Source organism: Streptomyces sp. NPDC054849, assembly GCF_053610945.1.
The window spans coordinates 54,919-72,672 of sequence record NZ_JBSGZI010000012.1 but is presented as its reverse complement, the minus strand read 5'-3'; the positions used below and the strand labels follow the sequence as shown (position 1 = coordinate 72,672).

Here is a 17,754-nt window from a genome sequence, read left to right as displayed (position 1 = left end):
AGCGGGGCGGCGGTGTTGTCAGGCGGCCAGGTCGGCGTCTGAGGGGGCGTCGGCAGTGGGAGGGCCGGTGCCGACGTGGGGCGGGGCGTAGCGGGTGATGCGCTCGACACAGCTGTCGCGGTCGGCCGTGGCCTTGAGGGGGATGTGTACAAGGGTCCCGTCGGGGTGTGGGTCGGTGCGCAGCCCAGACGGGCACGGGGCGTTCTCACGCAGCAGGACGTGCAGTTCGTTGCGGCGCCCGGTGCGTTCCGGCCAGGCCCGGCGGATGTCCGCCCAGGCCAATTCGGCGGCGACCCGTCGGCCGGTCCGGCGGCGGCCACGGACCCGCAGGCTGCGGCGGCTCAGGGTCACCCGCCAAGGACGCAATGGCACCGCCCAGATGAGCAGCGTCCAGGCAGCCGCGGTGGCGCAGAAGGCCGGCCAAGGGGGATCGGTCGACCATAGGGCGGTGAGCTGGCCGAAGGCGAGCAGGGTGGTCATCACGGTGCCCGCCGTGCGGGGGCGCTCCGACAGCACATGGGGTGTGGGTCGGCGCCTGCCCCGGACAAGGGGCTGGACCGGAAGTCCGGGGGCGAACAGGGCGAGGGCGGCGGTGACCAGGGACGCTGTCGACCGGGGAGAGCCCGCCAGCTCTCGGGAAGCGGTGATCCGCACGCCCGCCGGCATCAGGACGTGCACGGCGTGGGGCTCCGGCAGGATGTAGGTGTCCCGGCCGGCCGGGGGCTTCGGCGGCGGCTGCCGAGTCGTGATCCGCAGTACCACCCGTCGGCGAACGTCGAGTTCGAGGCACCGGATGTCGTCCCACCTCACGTGTTGACGCAGCGGAAGCAGGATGCCGGTCGAGAAGCTCACACCGTCGGAGTCCAGGGCGAACTGCAAGGGCCGTGCTTGTGCGATGGCGGCGCACAGTGCGCCGATCAGCAGGCACAGGACGGCCAGGGGCCACGGCTTGCCGAGGCCCAGTACAGCCCCGGAGGGCGCCAGTAGTACGAGGAGTGCTGCCAGCACGGCGGGAGCCCGGTGCCAGGGTCCCATCCGAAACTCGAGGCGCGGTTCGTCGGAAGGGGCGACCATCGCCGTGGTCCAGGGCAGTGGTGCACCGACTGCGGTGGCGGTGGCGGTGGCGGCCTCGGGATCGGCCGGCGGTCGTCCCCGATCCGGTGCGTGCGGCGCGGAAACGGGTGCCGGCGGTGCGGCGCGTGAGGGCGGGCGATCGGCCGTTGTGCTCACCCTGCCGGCGGCGGCGACCGGGGACAGCACCGCGAGAAGCTCCGAGGCCGACGGGCGCTTGGCCGGGTCCCTGGCGAGGCATGCGGCGGCCATCGGACGCAGCTCGACCGGAAGCGCCGACACATCGGTCACGCCGCTCAGCACACGGTGCCGCAGCGCTTCTCCGCGCACACCGCCGAACGGCAGCCCGCCGGCCGCGCGGACGAGCACCGCGCCGAACGCGAACACGTCGCAGGCCGACGAGACCTCGTCGGACTCGATCAGTTCCGGGGCGATGAACCCCTCCGTTCCGGATGCCGCGCCGGCGGAGGTGTGCGTGCTGTCAGGACCGTGCGCGATGCCGAAATCGACGATGCAGGGGCCGTCCGGACCCATGATGATGTTGTCCGGCTTCAGGTCGCGGTGGACGATTCCCTCCTCGTGGAAGGCGACCAGTGCTTCGGCCAGTCCAGCGCCCAGCCGCCCGAGGCCGGCGAGGTCCAGCGGCCCGTCCGCGGCGATCCGGTGCCTCAGGGTGGGTCCCGGAACGTACACGGTGGCGAGCCACGGCTGCGCCCCGTCAGGGTCGGCCGCGTGGACGGCCGGCGTGTGGATGCCGCCGACGCGTCTCGCCACGTCGACCTCGCGTCGGAACCGGGCACGGGAGCGTGGGTCGTGAAGCCGGTCGGGGCGGACCACCTTGACCGCGACATGTCTGCCGCCGCGGCTCCGGCCGAGGTACACGCGGCCCATCCCGCCCTCGCCGAGTACCTGCTCCAGCGTGTACTCCGCAATCGAGCTCGGGTCCCCGGGACCCAGATCCCACATGTTCCGCCCCCCGTCCGCCTGCCGCGCCTGGGCTGCTGTCGGAGCGTCCAATGTACGCGCGCCACCCCCTGCTATGGAGGGCGAGACAGACAACGCCTGCCGTTCGCCGTCCGATTGGTGGCGGGCGCCCGGGTGGGGAGGACGGGCGGCACCGGCAAGGACGACTCCGGCGCCGTCCCCGACGCGGTTGCCGGTGTTCGAAGTGGGGAGGGTGGCGCGGCCTCATCGGAGGCCGGTGACGTCGGCTCCACCCGGCCCTTCCGAGAGACGGGGCGCCGTGAGGTCATGCATGAGGTGGAGGCCGTCGGCTACCGGGTCGAGTCATGTCCCGGCCCGGTGGGTCATCGCGAAGCACACCCGGGGTCCGCGTCACGGGGCAAGGAACGGGCTGGGTACGCCGTGCCAGGAGACCCGCAGGACCTCACGTGTGCGAGTGCAGGCGACGAAGAGGAGGCTCAACTCTCTCAGCAGGTCTTCCCGGTGCTGATGGGGATCGACTTCCGGCGGTGTCAGAGCCGAGGCCAGAGGGACGACGCCGTCGCTCACACCGGCGACAGCGACGCAGCGGAACTCCAGTCCCTTCATACGGTGCATGGTTCCGATGGAGACGCTGCCGCCGGATGCCTGAGCCGTGCCCAGGAATGTCGCCATGGGTGCCCGGGTCGTGCGTGTGCCGACGTTTCGACTGATCACCGTACGGTATGGGGCGACAATGGCGGCTCCGCGTCGAGGGTTTGGGAAGAGGGCGGGCGTGCACGCTCAGGAGACCACGTTCAGCAAGCTGGTCCAGGGGGAGCAGCAGTTCCAGGTACCGCTCTACCAGCGCACCTACAGCTGGCAGCGCGACGAGCTGCGGCAGTTGTGGGACGACGTGCAGGAGCTGGTCGAGGACCGGCAGGAAGGGCGGCCCGGCTCGGGTCACTTCCTCGGTTCGGTCGTGCTGGCGCCCGAGCGCGTCGCCGCGGGCGGGATGCAGCGCTGGCTCGTCGTCGACGGCCAGCAGCGGATGACCACCCTGATGCTCGCGTTCACGGCGCTGCGTGATCACCACCGGGACAGGGGCTCGGTGAAGAAGGCCGCGCGGATCAACGACCTCATCCTGGTCAATACGTATCAGGACGGGTACGACGGCTATCGGCTGCTGCCGACGCAGGCGGACCGTGAGGCCTACGCGGCCTGTGTGGACAGTCTTCCGAAGGCCGGAGGCGCCGGAAACGTGGGCGCTGCCTACCGCTTCTTCGTCGCCGCCCTGGCCGAGGGGGCCGAGAACGGTGGTGAAGCCTGGGTGGACGTGGTCGAGGCCGTTCTCGGAGACTGCCTCTCGATCGTCGCGATCACTGCCGCGGAGGGCGACAACGTCTACCGCATCTTCGAGTCCATCAACAACACCGGCGTGGGGCTCAGCCAGAGCGACCTGCTGCGCAACTACCTCTTCATGTGCCTGCCGGGCAGGGGCGAGGACGTCTACCGCAAGCGATGGCTCCCCATGCAGGAGCTCCTCGGCCCCGCCCGTCTGGAGCTGCTGGTGTGGCTGGACCTCGTCGTCGGCGGGAACAGCCGGGCTCGGCAGAGCGAGATCTACCGGGATCAGAAGAAGCGCCTGGAGCCGCTGAGCGGAAACGAGGCGGCGCTGGAGGCGGAAATCGCCCGATTCTCACTGCGCGCCGACCGTCTCATGCGGATCCTGGAGCCCGAGAGGGAGGGCGATGCCGGGCTGCGGGCGGTGTTGGAGCGCCTGTCGCGTTGGGGCGGCCAGACCCACTACCCACTGGCCCTGCACCTCCTCGACCTCGTGGACGAGGGCAGGACCACGGCCGCGGAAGCGGCGGACGCGCTCGCCTACGCGGAGAGCTACATGGTGCGGCGCCTCTTCGCGGGCCTGTCCACGACGGGCAGCAACCGGGTGTTCATGGAACTCCCCAAGGAACTGGACAAGGACGGCTCCCCGGCCGAGGCGGTACGCCGGTTCCTTTCACGCCCCCGTACAGGCGCCCGTGTCTGGCCGGGCGACGACGCGGTCCGGGAAGCCGTCCGCACCCGCCCGTTCTACAAGACAGGACGCAGTAACCAGCGCTTCCAGATCCTGCGCCGGCTGGAGGAGAGCTACGGTTCGAGCGAGCCCGTCGACTACGACAAGGCGCCGCTCACCGTCGAACACGTCCTGCCGCAGAGCCCGGCCCAGCAGTGGTTCGACCTGCTGGCCGAGGAAGCCGCGGACGGCGAGAGCCCCCAGGAGATTCACAACCTGCTCGTGCACACCCTCGGAAACCTCACTCTTTCGGGTGAGAACGTACGGCTCTCCAACCACCCCTTCCGCCGCAAGCAGGAGCTGCTCGACTCCAGTGCCCTGCGGATGAATCAGGAGATCGCCGCGCAGGAGCGCTGGGGCCGCAGGGAGATTCTCGCCAGGGCCGAGGAACTGGCCGACCGAGCCGTGCGCTTGTGGCCCGGGCCTCTGGACGAAGTCGGGCATTCGGACGACGAGTGGGCGGGCTGGCGGGAGTTGAGGGAGATCCTGCTCGCCGTGCCAGCCGGGACCTGGACGTCGTACGGTGAGCTCGCCGCTCTCATCGGTACCAGCGCGATCGCGGTCGGCAACCACGTGGCGGCCAGGCCGGGACTGCACTGCGCGTACCGTGTGCTGACCGCCGACGGCCGGATCGCGGGCGGATTCCGATGGACCGACGACCGGCACTCGGGGGATCCCAGGGCCGTCCTGGAGGCCGAGGGCGTGCCCTTCGACGAGAACGGGCGCGCCTCGAAGGCCCACCGGCTGAGCAGCACCGACCTGGCCGTCCTGGTGGGCAAGGAGCTGCCGGAGGAGACTTCGGCGGCGTCGGCAGCGTCGCAGACCGGCGGCGACGAGGCCGGCACCCGCTTCGAAACGCTGCTGCGTGCGAACCAGACGCCGGAGGTCGTCGAAGGCGTCATGGCAGCCCTCCGCTTCTGGGAGGAGCAGGGCGGCCACCGGGTCTACGGCAAGGCGAACGAGACGAGCTGCTTCCCGACCGTGGACGCGGGCCGGCCGGGCTCGCCGCGTGCTTTGTGGCCGATCGGGATCTACCCGGTGAGCGGGACGGCGGAGGTCGTCTTCCAGTACCTCAAGCGGCGTCCGCCGTTCGACGACGAGCCGATGCGCCGCGCCCTGATGGAGCGCTTCAACGCCATCGACGGCATCGACCTCGCCGAGGCCAAGCTCGACCTGCGTCCCTCCTTCTCGCTGGAGGTCTTCGCCGCGCATCCCGAGGAGATCCGGTCCGTACTGGAGTGGTTCATCCACGAGGTCGCCTTGGCGGAAGCCCGCCGCCCGATCGGCGACGGCGACCCGGCGGTGTTCTGACAGGCACGGCGCGGCAAGACCTCCTCAGCCGGCCGGATCCGGCCCTCCAACGCACGGGCGTCCTCCAGCGTTTTATGGGTGACGTCGTAGCTGACCGGACCGATGCGAATCGGCCAAGTACTCAAGTCCCTGCCGATCACGGACGGCGCTCCAGGAGGATGGCGGGCAATGGACATGACTTCTCCGCAGGCGCAGGGCCCGCCCGGCGGGTATGGGCCCTTCGCGCATCTCACCGCTCCGAATGTGCTGCTCTACCGGTCGGTGATGCAGGCCTTCCTCGTCGCCAAGGAGCGGTTCGCCGTGCACCTGCGGCCCGAGGACGTGTACGCGGGACTCTCCTCCGGGGCCCGGCCGACGGAGCTCGACGCCGTGGTCAAAGCACTCGACAGCCTGGTGGGGTGGGGGAATCTGCGGGCCGACCCGGACACCGGACGGGTCACCGCCGTCGAGGACTTCTACCGCAAGCGGTTCATCTACCAGCTCACGCGAGAGGGCGAGGCGGCGGAGGAGGCCCTGTCCGCGTACGACGAGGCGCTCGGGCGGCGGGGCGCGCTGCAGGCCGTCGCGCTGCACGACATCGTCACGCAGCTGCGGGCCCTGCTCGTGCTGGCGGCCGAGGAGGAGCCCGATCCGGCCAAGACGCATCTGGCGCTGGACGGGCTCGCGAGCCGTTTCGGTGCACTCGCCGACAATGCCCGGGCGTTCATGGGCTCGCTCCAGCGGACCATCGACCTCCACGACGTGGCGGAGGATGTCTTCCTCGTCTACAAGGACCAGCTCATCCAGTACCTGGAGCGGTTCATTCAGGACCTGATCACCCTCGGCGGGCGCATCGCCCGGCTGATCCTGGAGCTGGAGGAGGGCGGGAGCATCGAGCGGCTGCTCTGGGCCGCGGCCGCCCGTGAGGCGGCGGACGCCACCCCGCAGGAGGCGGCGTACGCGGCGCAGGCCGCGTACGAGCGGTGGGCCGGCCGGTGGGCGGGGCTGGCGGCCTGGTTCCTCAGCCGGGACGGCCGGGAGTCGCAGGCCCGGCTCCTGCGCGGCCGGGCACTGGGCGCGATCCCTCAGCTGCTGGCCGTCGTACGGTCGCTGAACGAGCGGCGGGCCGGGCGTTCGGACCGCTCCGCCGACTTCCGCACCCTTGCGCGCTGGTTCGCCGAAGCGCCCGACGACGACGCCCGGCACCGGCTGTGGCGCACCGCCTTCGGGCTGTACCCGGCCCGGCACCTCAGCGTGGACGCCGAGACCCTGGCCGCCCGCCACGCTCGTCCCGAGCCCGCGGGCACCGCGTGGGCCGATGCCGCGCCGCTGCGGATCAGCCCGCAGCTGCGCCGCACGGGGAGCTACGAGCGGCGCGGTAAACCCCGCAAGGTAGAGGACCGGCGGGAAGCGCGACGGCTGCTCGCCGAGACGGCCGCCAAGCAGGCCGCCGAGACAGCCGCGGCCCGGGCCCGGCTCGTCACCCACGGCATCACCAGACTGTCCGGACTCGGCGAGCTCGACCCCCTCAGCTTCCGGCTCTTCCTCCAGCTCCTCGGGGACGCGCTGGCCACCTGGCGACCCGGTATGACGCACACCTCGGCGACCAGCGGCGACGGCTCCATGGAGATCCGGCTCACGGCGCCGACCGACGGGTCCGGGTCCACGGCCGAGGTCCGCACACCGGACGGGACCTTCCGCGGCCCGGACCACACCATCGAGATCATCGATCTCACCGAAGGAACAGGAGGGGGCGGAGCGTGATGACGACCCCGCTCGCCGAAGTGCTCGACGGGCAGTACGCCGCCGAGCGGCGCAAGGCAGCCCGTGCGCTGCTGAAGCAGCCGCTGCTGCTCGCGCACGGCGCGTACGCCGACGAGTTCCGCCTCGTCCGGCGACACGCCTCCGAGCTGCGCGAGTGGTTCGACCGCAACACCGGCTGGTCCCTCCAGGTCGACGCCGAGACCGCCCGGCTGGGCAAGGTCCCCGGTGTGCCGGACGACGCCACGCACCCCGCGCGCGAGGTCACCCGCAGCGCCGCCCCCTTCAGCCGCCGTCGGTACGTCCTGCTCTGCCTCGCCCTCGCCGCCCTCGAACGCGGCGAGGCGCAGATCGCGCTGGGCCGCCTCGCCGACCAGATCATGCTGGACGCCAAGGACCCCCGGCTGACCGCGGCGGGCATCCAGTTCACCCTGGACCGCCGTGACGAGCGGCTCGACCTGGCCGCCGTCGTACGGCTCCTGCTCCACCTCGGAGTCCTGCGGCGCGTCGCCGGAGACGAGGACGCGTACGTCAGTGGAGCCGGCGACGTCCTGTACGACGTCGAACGGCGGGTCCTCGCAGGTCTCCTCGCCACCCGCCGGGGACCCTCCACCGTCCGGGCCGAAACGCCGGAGGCCCGGCTCACCGAGCTCGCCGCGGAAACGGCCCTCGACAGCGACGAACTGCGCTTCCGCGCGATGCGCCGCTCGCTGACCCGCAGGCTGCTCGACGACCCCGTCCTCTACTACGACGAGCTGACCGACGCCGAACTCGGCTACCTCACGCGTCAGCGCGGCTTCCTCACCGCCCGCATCAACGAACTGACCGGGCTGGTCGCCGAAGTGCGGGCCGAAGGCATCGCCATGGTCGACCCCGACGACGACCTCACCGACGTCCGCATGCCGGAATCGGGTACCCGCGGCCACGTCACCCTCCTGCTCGCCGAGTACCTCACGGCGGTCGGCGGCCTGGTCGTCCCCATGGCCGACCTTGAGCGCCGCGTCGTCGAACTGGCTGCCGAGCACAGCGGATTCTGGTCCAAATCGGCCCGCGAGGCGGGGGCCGAGGGCGACCTGGCCGAGCAGGCCGTTGCGCGGCTGGCCGCTCTCGGCCTGGTCGCCCGTACCGCTGACGGGGTCGTGCCGCGCCCGGCGCTCGCCCGCTACGCGGTCGGCGAGACCGTCGTAGTCGAACCCCGTACAGCCGGCACCCCGCAGGTGCCGACGCAGCGAAAGGCGTACCTGCCTTGACCTCCCGTCCCGCACCCCCCGCCCCCGAGCGCCCTCGCTGGCAGCCCCTGCGGATCGGTCTCGTCGACCTCTTCCACTACGACGTGGAGGAGTTCCACTTCCGTGACGGCCGACTGCTGCTCCGGGGGAACAACGGCACCGGCAAGTCCAAGGTGCTGGCCCTGACCCTGCCCTTCCTCCTCGACGGGGACCTCAGCGCCCGTCGAGTGGAACCGGACGGGGACGCCGGCAAGCGGATGGAATGGAACCTCCTGCTCGGCGGTGAGCACCCGCACCCCGAACGCCTCGGCTACACCTGGGTGGAGTTCGGTCGCCGCGATGCTGTGAGCGGCGAGGAGCAGTTCCGTACGCTCCTGTGCGGACTCAAGGCCGTCAGCGGGCGCGGCATCGCCCGGCACTGGTGGGCGGTGACCGGGCAGCGGATCGACCACGGCCCGGCCGACGTACGCGCGGACGGGGCACTGAGCCTGCTCGACGCCACCGGCACCGTCCTGTCGCGGGACCGGCTCGTCGAGGCGGTCGCCGGCCGGGGGATGGTCTACGACCAGGCCAAGGCCTACCGCCGGGCCGTCGACGAGGCGCTGTTCGGCCTCGGGGAGCAGCGCTACGCAGCCCTCGTGGACCTGCTCGTCCAGCTGCGCCAGCCCCAGCTGTCCAAGCGTCCCAACGAGGCCGCCCTCTCCCGCGCCCTCACCGAGGCCCTGCCGCCGATGGACCAGGCCGTCATCGCGGACGTGGCCGAGGCCTTCCGCTCCCTGGACGAGGAGAAGGAGGAGCTGCGGGCGGCCGGGGCCGCCGAACGGGCGGCCTCCGTGTTCCTCGACCACTACCGGCGCTACGCCCGCACGGCCTCCCGTCGTCGTGCCCGCCTCCCGCGCAGCGAACACTCGAAGTACGAGCAGCTGCTGCGCGACCTCGCCGAGGCGCAGGCCGGGAAGACCGCGGCGGAGGAGGACCGGGCGGCCGCGGAGGAGCGCGTCGCCGCACTCACCGAGACCCGGGCGAGGCTGGAGGCGGCCGACGCAGCCCTGCGCGAGGGCCCGGAGATGCGCAGTGCCCGCGAACTGGAGCGGGCCGCGGTGGCGTTGGAACGGGCGGAGGGCGACTGTGCCCGCGCGATCGACGACCGGGAGAAGGCCTCGATTGCGCATACCAAGGCGCTCGGCCGCCTCGGTGCCGCGGAGAACCGGCTCAGGGTCGCCCGGGAGCTGGCCGGAGACACGCTGCTCAAGGCCCGGGAGACGGCTGCGGCCGCCCGGCTGAACCTTCCCGGAGACGAGGGACAGGCGGCCCACGACCTGCGGGCCGCGGTCGCCGAAGCGACCGACCGCAGGCACCGCACCCTCACGCATGTGGAAGCGCTCGCCGACCAGGCCGAGGCGGCGGCGGCCGGGCGCCGGGCGGCCGTACTCCGGCTCGACGAGTCGGAGACCGAGCTGGCGCACGCCGCCGAGGCACTGGACACGGCCGAGGACACGGCGCAGGTCACCGGACGGGCTCTGGTCGATGCCGTACGTGAGCACGCGGGCCGGTGCGGGGAGCTGGCGTACGCCGACCCGGCCGGACTGCTGGACGAGCTCCAGGAGTGGACCCGGCATCAGGACGGCCCCTACCCTGCGCGCCGCCGTGCCTCGGAAGCTCACAGCGCCACTGCAGCGGTACTCGCCGACCAGGCGGCGCAAGCAGCGCACCACCGGGCGGTCCTGGCCGCCCGGACCCGCGACGCCGAACAGGAACTGGCCGGGCTGGAGTCCGGCGGCCGGCGCGGCCCGCAGGCCCCGTACACCCGGACCCCCGGCCTGCGGGACGAGGCACCCGGTGCTCCTCTGTGGCGGCTGATCGACTTCAGGGAAGGGGTCACGGACCACGACCGTGCCGGGCTGGAGGCGGCCCTGGAGGCGTCCGGGCTGCTGGACGCGTGGGTGCGCCCGGACGGCGCGGCCCTCGCCGCCGACGGTTATGACGTACTGCTCGCCCCGAACACCGGACCGGTGGAGGGGCCGTCGCTCGCCGATGTGCTGCGCCCGGATGTGGACCACGGTGACGCGCAGGCCGTACGGGTCGGAGTGGAGGCGGTGGGCCGGCTGCTGGAGGCGATCGGCCTCGGCGGTACTCCCGTGGACACGACCACAACGTGGGTCGCGCCGGACGGACGCCACCGCGTCGGTGTCCTCACCGGCCGTTGGGCCAAACCCGCCGCCGAGTACATCGGAGAGGGCGCCCGGGAAGCCGCGAGGCGGAACCGGATCGCTGCCCTGCAGGCTGAACTTGCGCTCCTCCGGCAGGAGTCGGCCGACGCCGACGCGCAGGCGCAGGCTCTGGCGGCCCGTCGTCGTACGCTCGACACCGATCTGGCCGCAGTGCCCGACGACGCGCCGCTGATCCGGGCGCACGCCGACGCCGCAGCCGCCGCCGACACCGTGCGCCGTGCGCGGACCCGGTGCGACGAGCGGGCCGCCGAGGTGACGGCCGCAGCCGAGCGGGCCGAGTCGGCCACCGCCGAACTGCAAGAGACCTCAGCGGATCTGGGGCTGCCGTCGGACCGGCCGGCATTGGCCGCCGTACGGCAGGCCCTCGCCGAGCTCGACGTCGTCCTGGCCGGACTCTGGCCCGCGCTCCGCGAGCGGAGCGAGGCGTCCCGGCAGGCGGACGACGAACGCGAAGAGGCGGTCCGGGCAGGGGAGCGGACCGCCGAACTCGCCGTTCGCGCGGAGCAGGCCGGCCGTGAGGCTGCGGCCGCGGACGAGCGGCTGGCCACGCTGCGTTCGACCGTCGGCGCCGCCGTCGCCGAGCTGGAGCGGCTGCTCGCGCAGACCGCAGAAGCCCTGCGCGGCTGCGCCGTCGACCAGCAGCGCGCCCAGGACCAGCACACGGAGGCGGACCGGCGGGCCAGCCGGGCCGAGGGCCGCATCGAACAGCTGGAGAAGGCCGTCACCGAAGCCGCCGAGGCGCGCTCCGAGGCCATCGCCGCACTCCAGCGCTTCACTGCCACAGGGCTGATCGCCGTCGCCCTTCCCGATCTCGCTGTACCGGCGGCGGACGACGGCCCGTGGGCGCCCACCCCGGCCATCGCCCTGGCCCGTGCCCTCGAATCGGAGCTGTCGGCGACCGACGACTCGGACGGCGCCTGGGAACGTGTACAGAGGCGTCTGAGCGAGGAGTTCAAAACCCTCCAGGACGCACTGTCGCGGCACGGCAACACCGCCTCGGCCCGCATGGTCGAGGACGGGATGATCGTGGACGTGGTCTATCAGGGCCGTGAGCGAGCCGTACCCGAACTGGCCGAGGCACTGGCGGTCGAGGTCGGCGAACTCACCCGCATCCTCTCAGCACACGAGCGTGAGATCCTCGAAACCCACCTCATCACCGAGGTGGCCGGCACCCTCCAGGAACTGATCGCAGCCGCCGAGCGACAGGTGCTGGCCATGAACGCCGAGCTGGAGGAACGGCCCACTTCCACCGGTATGAGGCTGCGCCTGGTGTGGCGGCCCTCCCGCAAGGCCCCGGTCGGCCTTGCCCAGGCCCGTGGCCGCCTGCTCCAGACCGCGGATGCCTGGACGGCCGAGGACCGGGCCGCGGTCGGTGAGTTCCTGCAGACGCAGATCGCCCGTCAGCAGACCGAGGATGCGGCGGGCAGCTGGCTGGAGCACCTCACCGCCGCTCTCGACTACCGCTCCTGGCACGAGTTCGCCGTTGAGCGCCGGCAGCACGGCCGGTGGGTACCCGCCACGGGACCCGCCTCCGGAGGCGAACGCGTCCTGGCCGTGTCCGTTCCCTTGTTCGCCGCTGCCTCCTCGCACTACGCGAGCGCGGGCAGCCCGTACGCGCCACGCCTGGTGACCCTGGACGAGGCGTTCGCGGGTGTGGACGACGACTCGCGTGCCAAGTGCCTCGGGCTCCTGCACGCCTTCGACCTGGATGTGGTCATGACCAGCGAGCGTGAGTGGGCCTGCTACCCACAGGTGCCGGGCATCGCCATCGCCCAGCTCGCCCGAGTCGACGAGGTGGCCGCTGTCCTGGTCACCCGCTGGGAGTGGGACGGCACGGCCCGCACGCGCCGCGGGGACCCGGTGCGTCCGGCGGACCCGGTGCGTCAAGCCGACCCGGAGCCCCTGTGGGCGTGAGCGGTCCGCCGGTGGACGAGGCGCGTCTGCGCCGGGTCCTCGGCGGCGCCGACCTGGCTTGGCTGGTGGAGCGGGCACGCCGACGGCTGGAGCGCGGGCAGCCACTCACCGGGGCGGTCTCCCTGGCAACGCCGAGCCCGGGCGAGAGGGCGGCGGCCGAGAGACTGCTGGGCCGGACACCGGGTACCGGCAGGGCGCTGACGGTCCGGCTCGACGCCGTGGACGCCGTGCTGGTCAGATCGGGCATCAGCCCGGGAGGCCTGGAGGCTGCCGTTACGGTGCTCACCGGGCGGGTCGTCCCTCTCGATGAGATCCGCCGGGGCGAGGACCAGGCATGGCGGGAGGCGTATGCGCCCCTCACCCTGCTGGCCGAAGACCATCCGGAGCACGCCGCTTGGGCCGGTCGCGTGCGTGACGACGGCCTCGTGCGCCGCCTCGCCCGTACTCCCACCGCCACCCGTCTGCTGGTGGAGCAGACCGTCCGCGTACTGCGGGAGCTGCCTGTCGAACCAGTGCGGTCGCTGTCGGTGTTCGCCGCGGACGTTCTGGGGAGTGCCCACGCCCTCGACGACGGCACGCCGGTGGCCACCCTCGCCCTCTCCGGTGCCCGCGCTCTGACCGGCCACCCCGAGGGCGCGGGTGCGGCCTGGCGGCGGGCCGCATGGGCTTGCGTCGGTCTGCTCCGGGACGACGTCTCCTCGACGGTGCTCACTCTCAACCTCCGGGGGACTCCGGCCCTGGACTGGATGGCCGACGTGGGTGAGCCGTGCGTACTCACCCTCCGACAGCTCGCCCACCGTCCGCCGCGGACGGCACCGCCCGTGGTCCACATCTGTGAGAATCCTGCCGTCCTTTCGGCCGCGGCGGACAAGCATGGACCGGATGCTCGACCGCTGGTCTGCCTCCATGGCCAGCCGTCGGCCGCCGCCCTGACCCTTCTCGCTCGTCTGCATGAACTCGGTGCCGAATTTCGCTACCACGGCGACTTCGACTGGGGCGGTCTACGCATCGCCACGACGCTGTCGGGGCATGTGCCCTGGCGGCCCTGGCGCTATACGGCCGACGACTACCGCGAGGCGGTGGCGGCTGCTGGACCTGATCTGCGGCCGCTGGAGGGGAAACCGGCGCTGTCGCCATGGGACCCGGACCTGGCACGCGCTCTTGCCGAGCACGCCCTGCGTGTCGAGGAGGAGGCAGTTCTGGATGTGCTGCTGACCGACCTCGCGGGTGACATCGGCCAGGACACGTTCAGGTTCCGCGACTCGAACCAGCCCGTGCCGAAGCCGGCGCGATCGACGTAGGGGGGGGCAGGGGTGCGGGACCGCTCCGGGGATGAGCGAGGCTCCGCCTCCGTTTCGGAACCCGTGCGGGTGAACGGGCAGCGTAGGGAGCACGCACAGGCTCCGGTCGGGGGCGGGCGCGGTGGTGGGGGTCGGTCAGGCCAGGGTGAGGGGGAGGGTGGTCAGGCCCCGGGTGAGGCGGGTTCGGCGCCAGGTCAGGGCTTCTGTGGGGATGGCCAGGCGGGTGTTCGGGAAGCGGGTCACCAGGGTGTGGAGGGCGATTTCCGCCTCGGCCCGGGCCAGGGGGGCGCCCGGGCAGCGGTGGATGCCGTGGCCGAAGGAGAGGTGGGCGGTGGCGTCGCGGTCGAGGTTCAGGTGGTTCGGGTCGGGGAACGCCGCCGGGTCGCGGTTGGCGGCTCCCGGGGCGATGAGCACCGGGAAGCCCGCCGGGATGTCGACCCCGCCGATGCGCAGGTCCTCCGTGCTGTGACGGAAGGTGGCCACGCTCACCGGGGAGTCGAAGCGGAGCAGTTCGTCGAGGGCGCCGGGGATCAGTTCCGGGTTCCGGCTCAGTCGGTCGAAGGCTTCCGGGTGGCGGAGCAGGGCCAAGACGGCGTTGCCGATGAGGTGCGTGGCGGTCTCGTGCCCGGCGACCAGGAGGAGCGCGGCCAGGGAGACGATTTCGTCACGGTCGAGGCCGCCCTCGTCGCAGTCGCGCAGGAGGGAGTGGAGCGGGCCGTCGCCGGGGGTGGCGCGGGCCGTGTCGATCATGGCGGTGAGGTAGTCGCCGATCCGGTGTGACGCGGCGTCGATGAGGTCCGTGTCGGTTGCGTCGAAGAGGTCGTGGGACCAGGCGGCGAGCGTGGCGCGGTCCGTTGCCGGCACCCCCAGCAGCTCGCAGACCACGGTGACCGGCAGGGGTACCGCCAGATCCGCCACCAGGTCGATCTCCGTGCCCGGACGCCACGCGGACGTGAGGTCGTCGACGACCCGGGTGATGTACGGGCGCAGTTCCCGGACGCGGCCGGTCGTGAACAGCCGGGTGGCCACCCGTCGGTGGCGGGTGTGCGCCGGGGGATCACTCGCCAGCATGTTGCGGGAGATCGCCGGGTGCAGGTCGCGGTGCGAGGGCCGGTCGGCGAAGAAGCGGGCCGTGTCCTTGGACAGGCGGGGGTCGGTGAACGCCTCGCGGGCCTCGGGGTGGCCGGTGATCAGGTACGCCTGGTGTCCGCCGGAGCCGGTGGGGATTCGCTGGACCGGGCAGCCTTCGCGCAGCCGGTCGTACGTGGGGTAGGGGTCGGCGAAGAAGCGCGGGTCGCGCAGCGGGTCCTGCCGCGGGGCGGTCACGAGGCCGCGCCCGCGTTCTCGGCTGCCGGGCGGCGCGCGTAGGCGTTCGCCACGAGCAGCAGCCACGCGGTCTCCGCCGGGAGGTCCCCCTTGCGGGAGGCGGTGCCGGTGGCGGGTGGGGCCTCGTCGCCCTCGGGGGTGACGCCGGCGTGCTTCGCGGCGACGGCCGCGGCGATGACCGCCGCCTCCACCTCGGCCTCGCCCTCGGGGGTGTCGGCCGTCCCGCGGCGGGCGACCTCGGCGGCCGCGGCGTCGCGTACCGACGCGGGGCGGTACCGGCGCAGGGCCAGCACGCAGTCGTTGATCTCGATGACCCGGCGGTGCAGGTGGAAGTCGAGGTCGTGGGTGTCGGCTTCGTTGTTCCCCGGGTCGAGCACGACCTCGGGGACCGCTGCGGTGACCTCCCGCCACAGGGGTTCCAGTGCGGTGAACGAGTTCCGTTCCCAGCGACGGCGGCGCAGTTGGCTGAGCGGCCACAGCAGGGCGGGGAGGGTGAGTCCGGCGGTGATGAGGAGCACGGCGACGGCGGGCGCGGTCACGCTGAACGCGCAGCGGAAGGGGGTCAGCGGCGTGGAGCACCGGGCGCCGTCGGGAACGAGTCCCAGGCCGAGGCCGATCGAGACGAGGGCGAAGAGCTTGTACGCGGCGTAGACGAGGGCGAAACCACAGCCCACCGAGGTCGTCCGCAGGCCCCAGCGCTGACTGCGTCGGGTCGAGCGCTTGGACTGGGCCCAGGTCTGCAGCAAGAAGTCCTTGGCCGTGTACCCCAGGAAGGAGATGTAGATGAGTACGTAGCAGGCGTACAACACCCGGTTGCGCCCGCTGAGTTGCTCGGCGGCGAAGAAGGCGGTCATGCCGGCGACCGAGATGGCGAGGGCGATGACGCGCAGTCGGATCTGCCGGTGGGCCCGTTCGCGGTCCAGATTGAGCTGGAACAGGAAGGCGAGGACCGAGGTGGCCGCCGTCAGGGTGAAGGTGTTGCTGAGGAGTCGGGCGACGTGGGGGACCACCGATTCGACCGCGCGCTCCACGGCGGGGGCGTAGGAGGCGAAGGCGAGGGCGAACGAGGTCAGCAGCGCCGCCATCGCCCAGGTGCCCGTGGGGCGGTGTCCGCCGCGCCCTCGCACCCAGTAGACGGCGAAGCAGAGCAGCACGACGGCCGTGCCCGTGAAGAGGATGTTGATCATTTCGGGTGGCGTTTCTTCCTGTGCGGCTTGGCGAACAGTGCGTCCCAGCTCTCGGCGCCGCTGGCGGGCCGGCTCGACGGAGACTCGCGTCCCCGGTACATGAGTTGTCGGATCACGCTGGCCATCACCTCGGCCTCGCGTTCGTCCTCGCTGGTGTAGCTGGTTCGGCCGGACATGCGCTGGACGAGGGTGGGGTTGAAACCGATCGCGCGCAGGGTGTCCTGGTCCAGTTCCAGACTGCCGGGGTGGTCGCAGATGATGTGGCTGATCTCGTGGGCGAGGATGTGGTTCTGGTGGAGGGGGGAGGTGGCCTCCTCGTAGAACAACAGGTCGGCGTCCGGGGTCTCCAGGCGGATTCCACACGGAGCGTCCATGGCGCCCAGAGTGCTCAGGGGGCGCAGGATGATGGGGCGTCCGCGTTGTTCGGCCACGGCGTCGCGGAGGTCGCGGGTGCTGAAGCGGTGCGGGAGTCGAAGCGCCTCGACGCGTGCCTCACACGCGGCGCGAAGCTGCTCAAGGTCCATGTCCTCACTCTGGTGACGCCGGTCGGGGTCGGTCGGCCGTTGCGAGCCTCTCCCTGGAAGCCCTGCATGCGCGCCCCCATGTTGACATGTCCGCGACTCCGCGGTGTGGGCGGGGTGTTGCCGCGGAGGTGCCGTGCGGGCCGGGATGCCGGGCCTGTCCCGGGAAACGGCTGATGCCCCCCTGTCGATGATCGGCCACAGGGGGGTGTCGGGGATCGGGGCGGGGATCACGCGATCGCCGCCCGGTGCGCGTCGCCCGGTGCGCGTCGGTCCCGTGCGCGGCTCAGTCGTCCAGGTTCAGGTCCTGCGAGCTGTCGTCGGTGGTGAGCCCTTCGAGCTTGCGGGCCTGTTCGATCACGGTGGACAGCATCTTCAGGCTGTCGACGCTCAGGCCGTTGGCGCGCAGGGCCACCTTGCGGACGTCCTGGTCACGCATGGCGGCGAGGAGGCCGATCTCCGCCTTGGTGCGTTCGGCCGCCGCACTGTCGACGAAGTAGCCCGCCGGTACGCCGAAGAAGTCGGCCAGCGCCTTGATGGTGTGTCGCGTCGGGTTCCGCTTGGTACCGGTGCGCAGTTGCTGGATGGCGCTCGCCGTCACCCCGCGCCCCTCTCCGGTCGCGGCCTTGCGGATTCCCTCGGCGACCTCCGCGTAGGTGTAGGGCCCCCGGGACGGGGGGTGCACCTCGCGGAAGAGGTGGTCCAGGAGTTGGGCGAAGGTGGGCGACTGGTCATCCTCCACGTACACGACCTCCTTAGCGTGATGCCGAGTCTTTGCCCACCACAGTGTTTCTCGAAGCCCATCGGGCTGGCCCCGGCAACACTTTGGTTGACGCCGGACAGTAACTCTGGTGTACGTTATCAATGCTTCGTCGCCACTGAAGTATCGAGGTGGTGGTGGCGGCGGCACCGGCCGGGTCGGGGCTGA

10 protein-coding genes and 1 pseudogene are annotated in these 17,754 nt (G+C 72.1%); 5 read left to right on the top strand and 6 right to left on the bottom strand.

Annotation, left to right across the window (positions count from 1 at the left end):
- Nucleotides 1–18: 18 nt before the first annotated feature.
- Both ACWGIF_RS08335 and ACWGIF_RS08330 read right to left on the bottom strand, forming a co-directional pair.
- Entirely contained in the window at nucleotides 19–2,037 is a 2,019-nt protein-coding gene (locus ACWGIF_RS08335) for a serine/threonine-protein kinase (RefSeq protein ID WP_453492906.1), read from the bottom strand.
- 369 nt (nucleotides 2,038–2,406) lie between these two features.
- Nucleotides 2,407–2,649 (bottom strand): annotated as a pseudogene (locus tag ACWGIF_RS08330) (3'-5' exonuclease); the annotation flags it as partial.
- 139 nt (nucleotides 2,650–2,788) lie between these two features.
- Here ACWGIF_RS08330 and ACWGIF_RS08325 point away from each other — a divergent pair.
- The 5 genes from ACWGIF_RS08325 (at nucleotide 2,789) to ACWGIF_RS08305 (ending at nucleotide 13,792) form a co-directional block, all read left to right on the top strand.
- Nucleotides 2,789–5,377, top strand: coding sequence for a GmrSD restriction endonuclease domain-containing protein (locus ACWGIF_RS08325; protein ID WP_453492903.1), 2,589 nt, complete (start codon nucleotides 2,789–2,791; stop codon nucleotides 5,375–5,377).
- 174 nt (nucleotides 5,378–5,551) lie between these two features.
- Nucleotides 5,552–7,120 carry a TIGR02677 family protein gene (locus ACWGIF_RS08320; RefSeq protein ID WP_453492974.1) on the top strand — a complete coding sequence of 523 codons (1,569 nt, stop codon included), beginning with the start codon at nucleotides 5,552–5,554 and terminating at the stop codon, nucleotides 7,118–7,120.
- On the top strand, nucleotides 7,120–8,367 hold the full coding sequence (locus ACWGIF_RS08315; protein ID WP_453492971.1) for a TIGR02678 family protein: 1,248 nt from the start codon (nucleotides 7,120–7,122) through the stop codon (nucleotides 8,365–8,367). Before ACWGIF_RS08320 ends, ACWGIF_RS08315 begins: the two co-directional genes overlap by 1 nt.
- On the top strand, nucleotides 8,364–12,491 hold the full coding sequence (locus ACWGIF_RS08310; RefSeq protein WP_453492900.1) for a TIGR02680 family protein: 4,128 nt from the start codon (nucleotides 8,364–8,366) through the stop codon (nucleotides 12,489–12,491). The genes ACWGIF_RS08315 and ACWGIF_RS08310 overlap by 4 nt, the downstream gene beginning before the upstream one ends.
- Nucleotides 12,488–13,792, top strand: coding sequence for a TIGR02679 family protein (locus tag ACWGIF_RS08305; protein ID WP_453492897.1), 1,305 nt, complete (start codon nucleotides 12,488–12,490; stop codon nucleotides 13,790–13,792). Before ACWGIF_RS08310 ends, ACWGIF_RS08305 begins: the two co-directional genes overlap by 4 nt.
- A gap of 135 nt (nucleotides 13,793–13,927) precedes the next feature.
- Here ACWGIF_RS08305 and ACWGIF_RS08300 read toward each other — a convergent pair whose 3' ends face one another.
- From ACWGIF_RS08300 to ACWGIF_RS08285, 4 genes are all read right to left on the bottom strand, one after another.
- Nucleotides 13,928–15,118 (bottom strand): cytochrome P450 family protein, encoded by a 1,191-nt coding sequence (locus ACWGIF_RS08300; RefSeq protein ID WP_453492894.1) that lies wholly within the window; start codon nucleotides 15,116–15,118, stop codon nucleotides 13,928–13,930.
- Nucleotides 15,115–16,305: an MAB_1171c family putative transporter gene (locus ACWGIF_RS08295; protein WP_453492891.1), complete on the bottom strand. Its 1,191-nt coding sequence runs from the start codon at nucleotides 16,303–16,305 to the stop codon at nucleotides 15,115–15,117. Before ACWGIF_RS08295 ends, ACWGIF_RS08300 begins: the two co-directional genes overlap by 4 nt.
- Entirely contained in the window at nucleotides 16,302–16,829 is a 528-nt protein-coding gene (locus tag ACWGIF_RS08290; RefSeq protein ID WP_215019503.1) for a M48 family metalloprotease, read from the bottom strand. The genes ACWGIF_RS08295 and ACWGIF_RS08290 overlap by 4 nt, the downstream gene beginning before the upstream one ends.
- 283 nt (nucleotides 16,830–17,112) lie before the next feature.
- Nucleotides 17,113–17,568 (bottom strand): helix-turn-helix domain-containing protein, encoded by a 456-nt coding sequence (locus tag ACWGIF_RS08285; RefSeq protein WP_453492888.1) that lies wholly within the window; start codon nucleotides 17,566–17,568, stop codon nucleotides 17,113–17,115.
- Nucleotides 17,569–17,754: the final 186 nt, after the last annotated feature.

What these genes read in the sequence shown, in the direction of transcription:
- ACWGIF_RS08335 (WP_453492906.1), bottom strand. Translation starts at nt 2,037, where the DNA reads ATGTGGGATCTGGGTCCCGGGGACCCGAGCTCGATTGCGGAGTACACG.
- ACWGIF_RS08320 (WP_453492974.1), top strand. Translation starts at nt 5,552, where the DNA reads ATGACTTCTCCGCAGGCGCAGGGCCCGCCCGGCGGGTATGGGCCCTTC.
- ACWGIF_RS08315 (WP_453492971.1), top strand. Translation starts at nt 7,120, where the DNA reads ATGACGACCCCGCTCGCCGAAGTGCTCGACGGGCAGTACGCCGCCGAG.
- ACWGIF_RS08295 (WP_453492891.1), bottom strand. Translation starts at nt 16,305, where the DNA reads ATGATCAACATCCTCTTCACGGGCACGGCCGTCGTGCTGCTCTGCTTC.
- ACWGIF_RS08290 (WP_215019503.1), bottom strand. Translation starts at nt 16,829, where the DNA reads ATGGACCTTGAGCAGCTTCGCGCCGCGTGTGAGGCACGCGTCGAGGCG.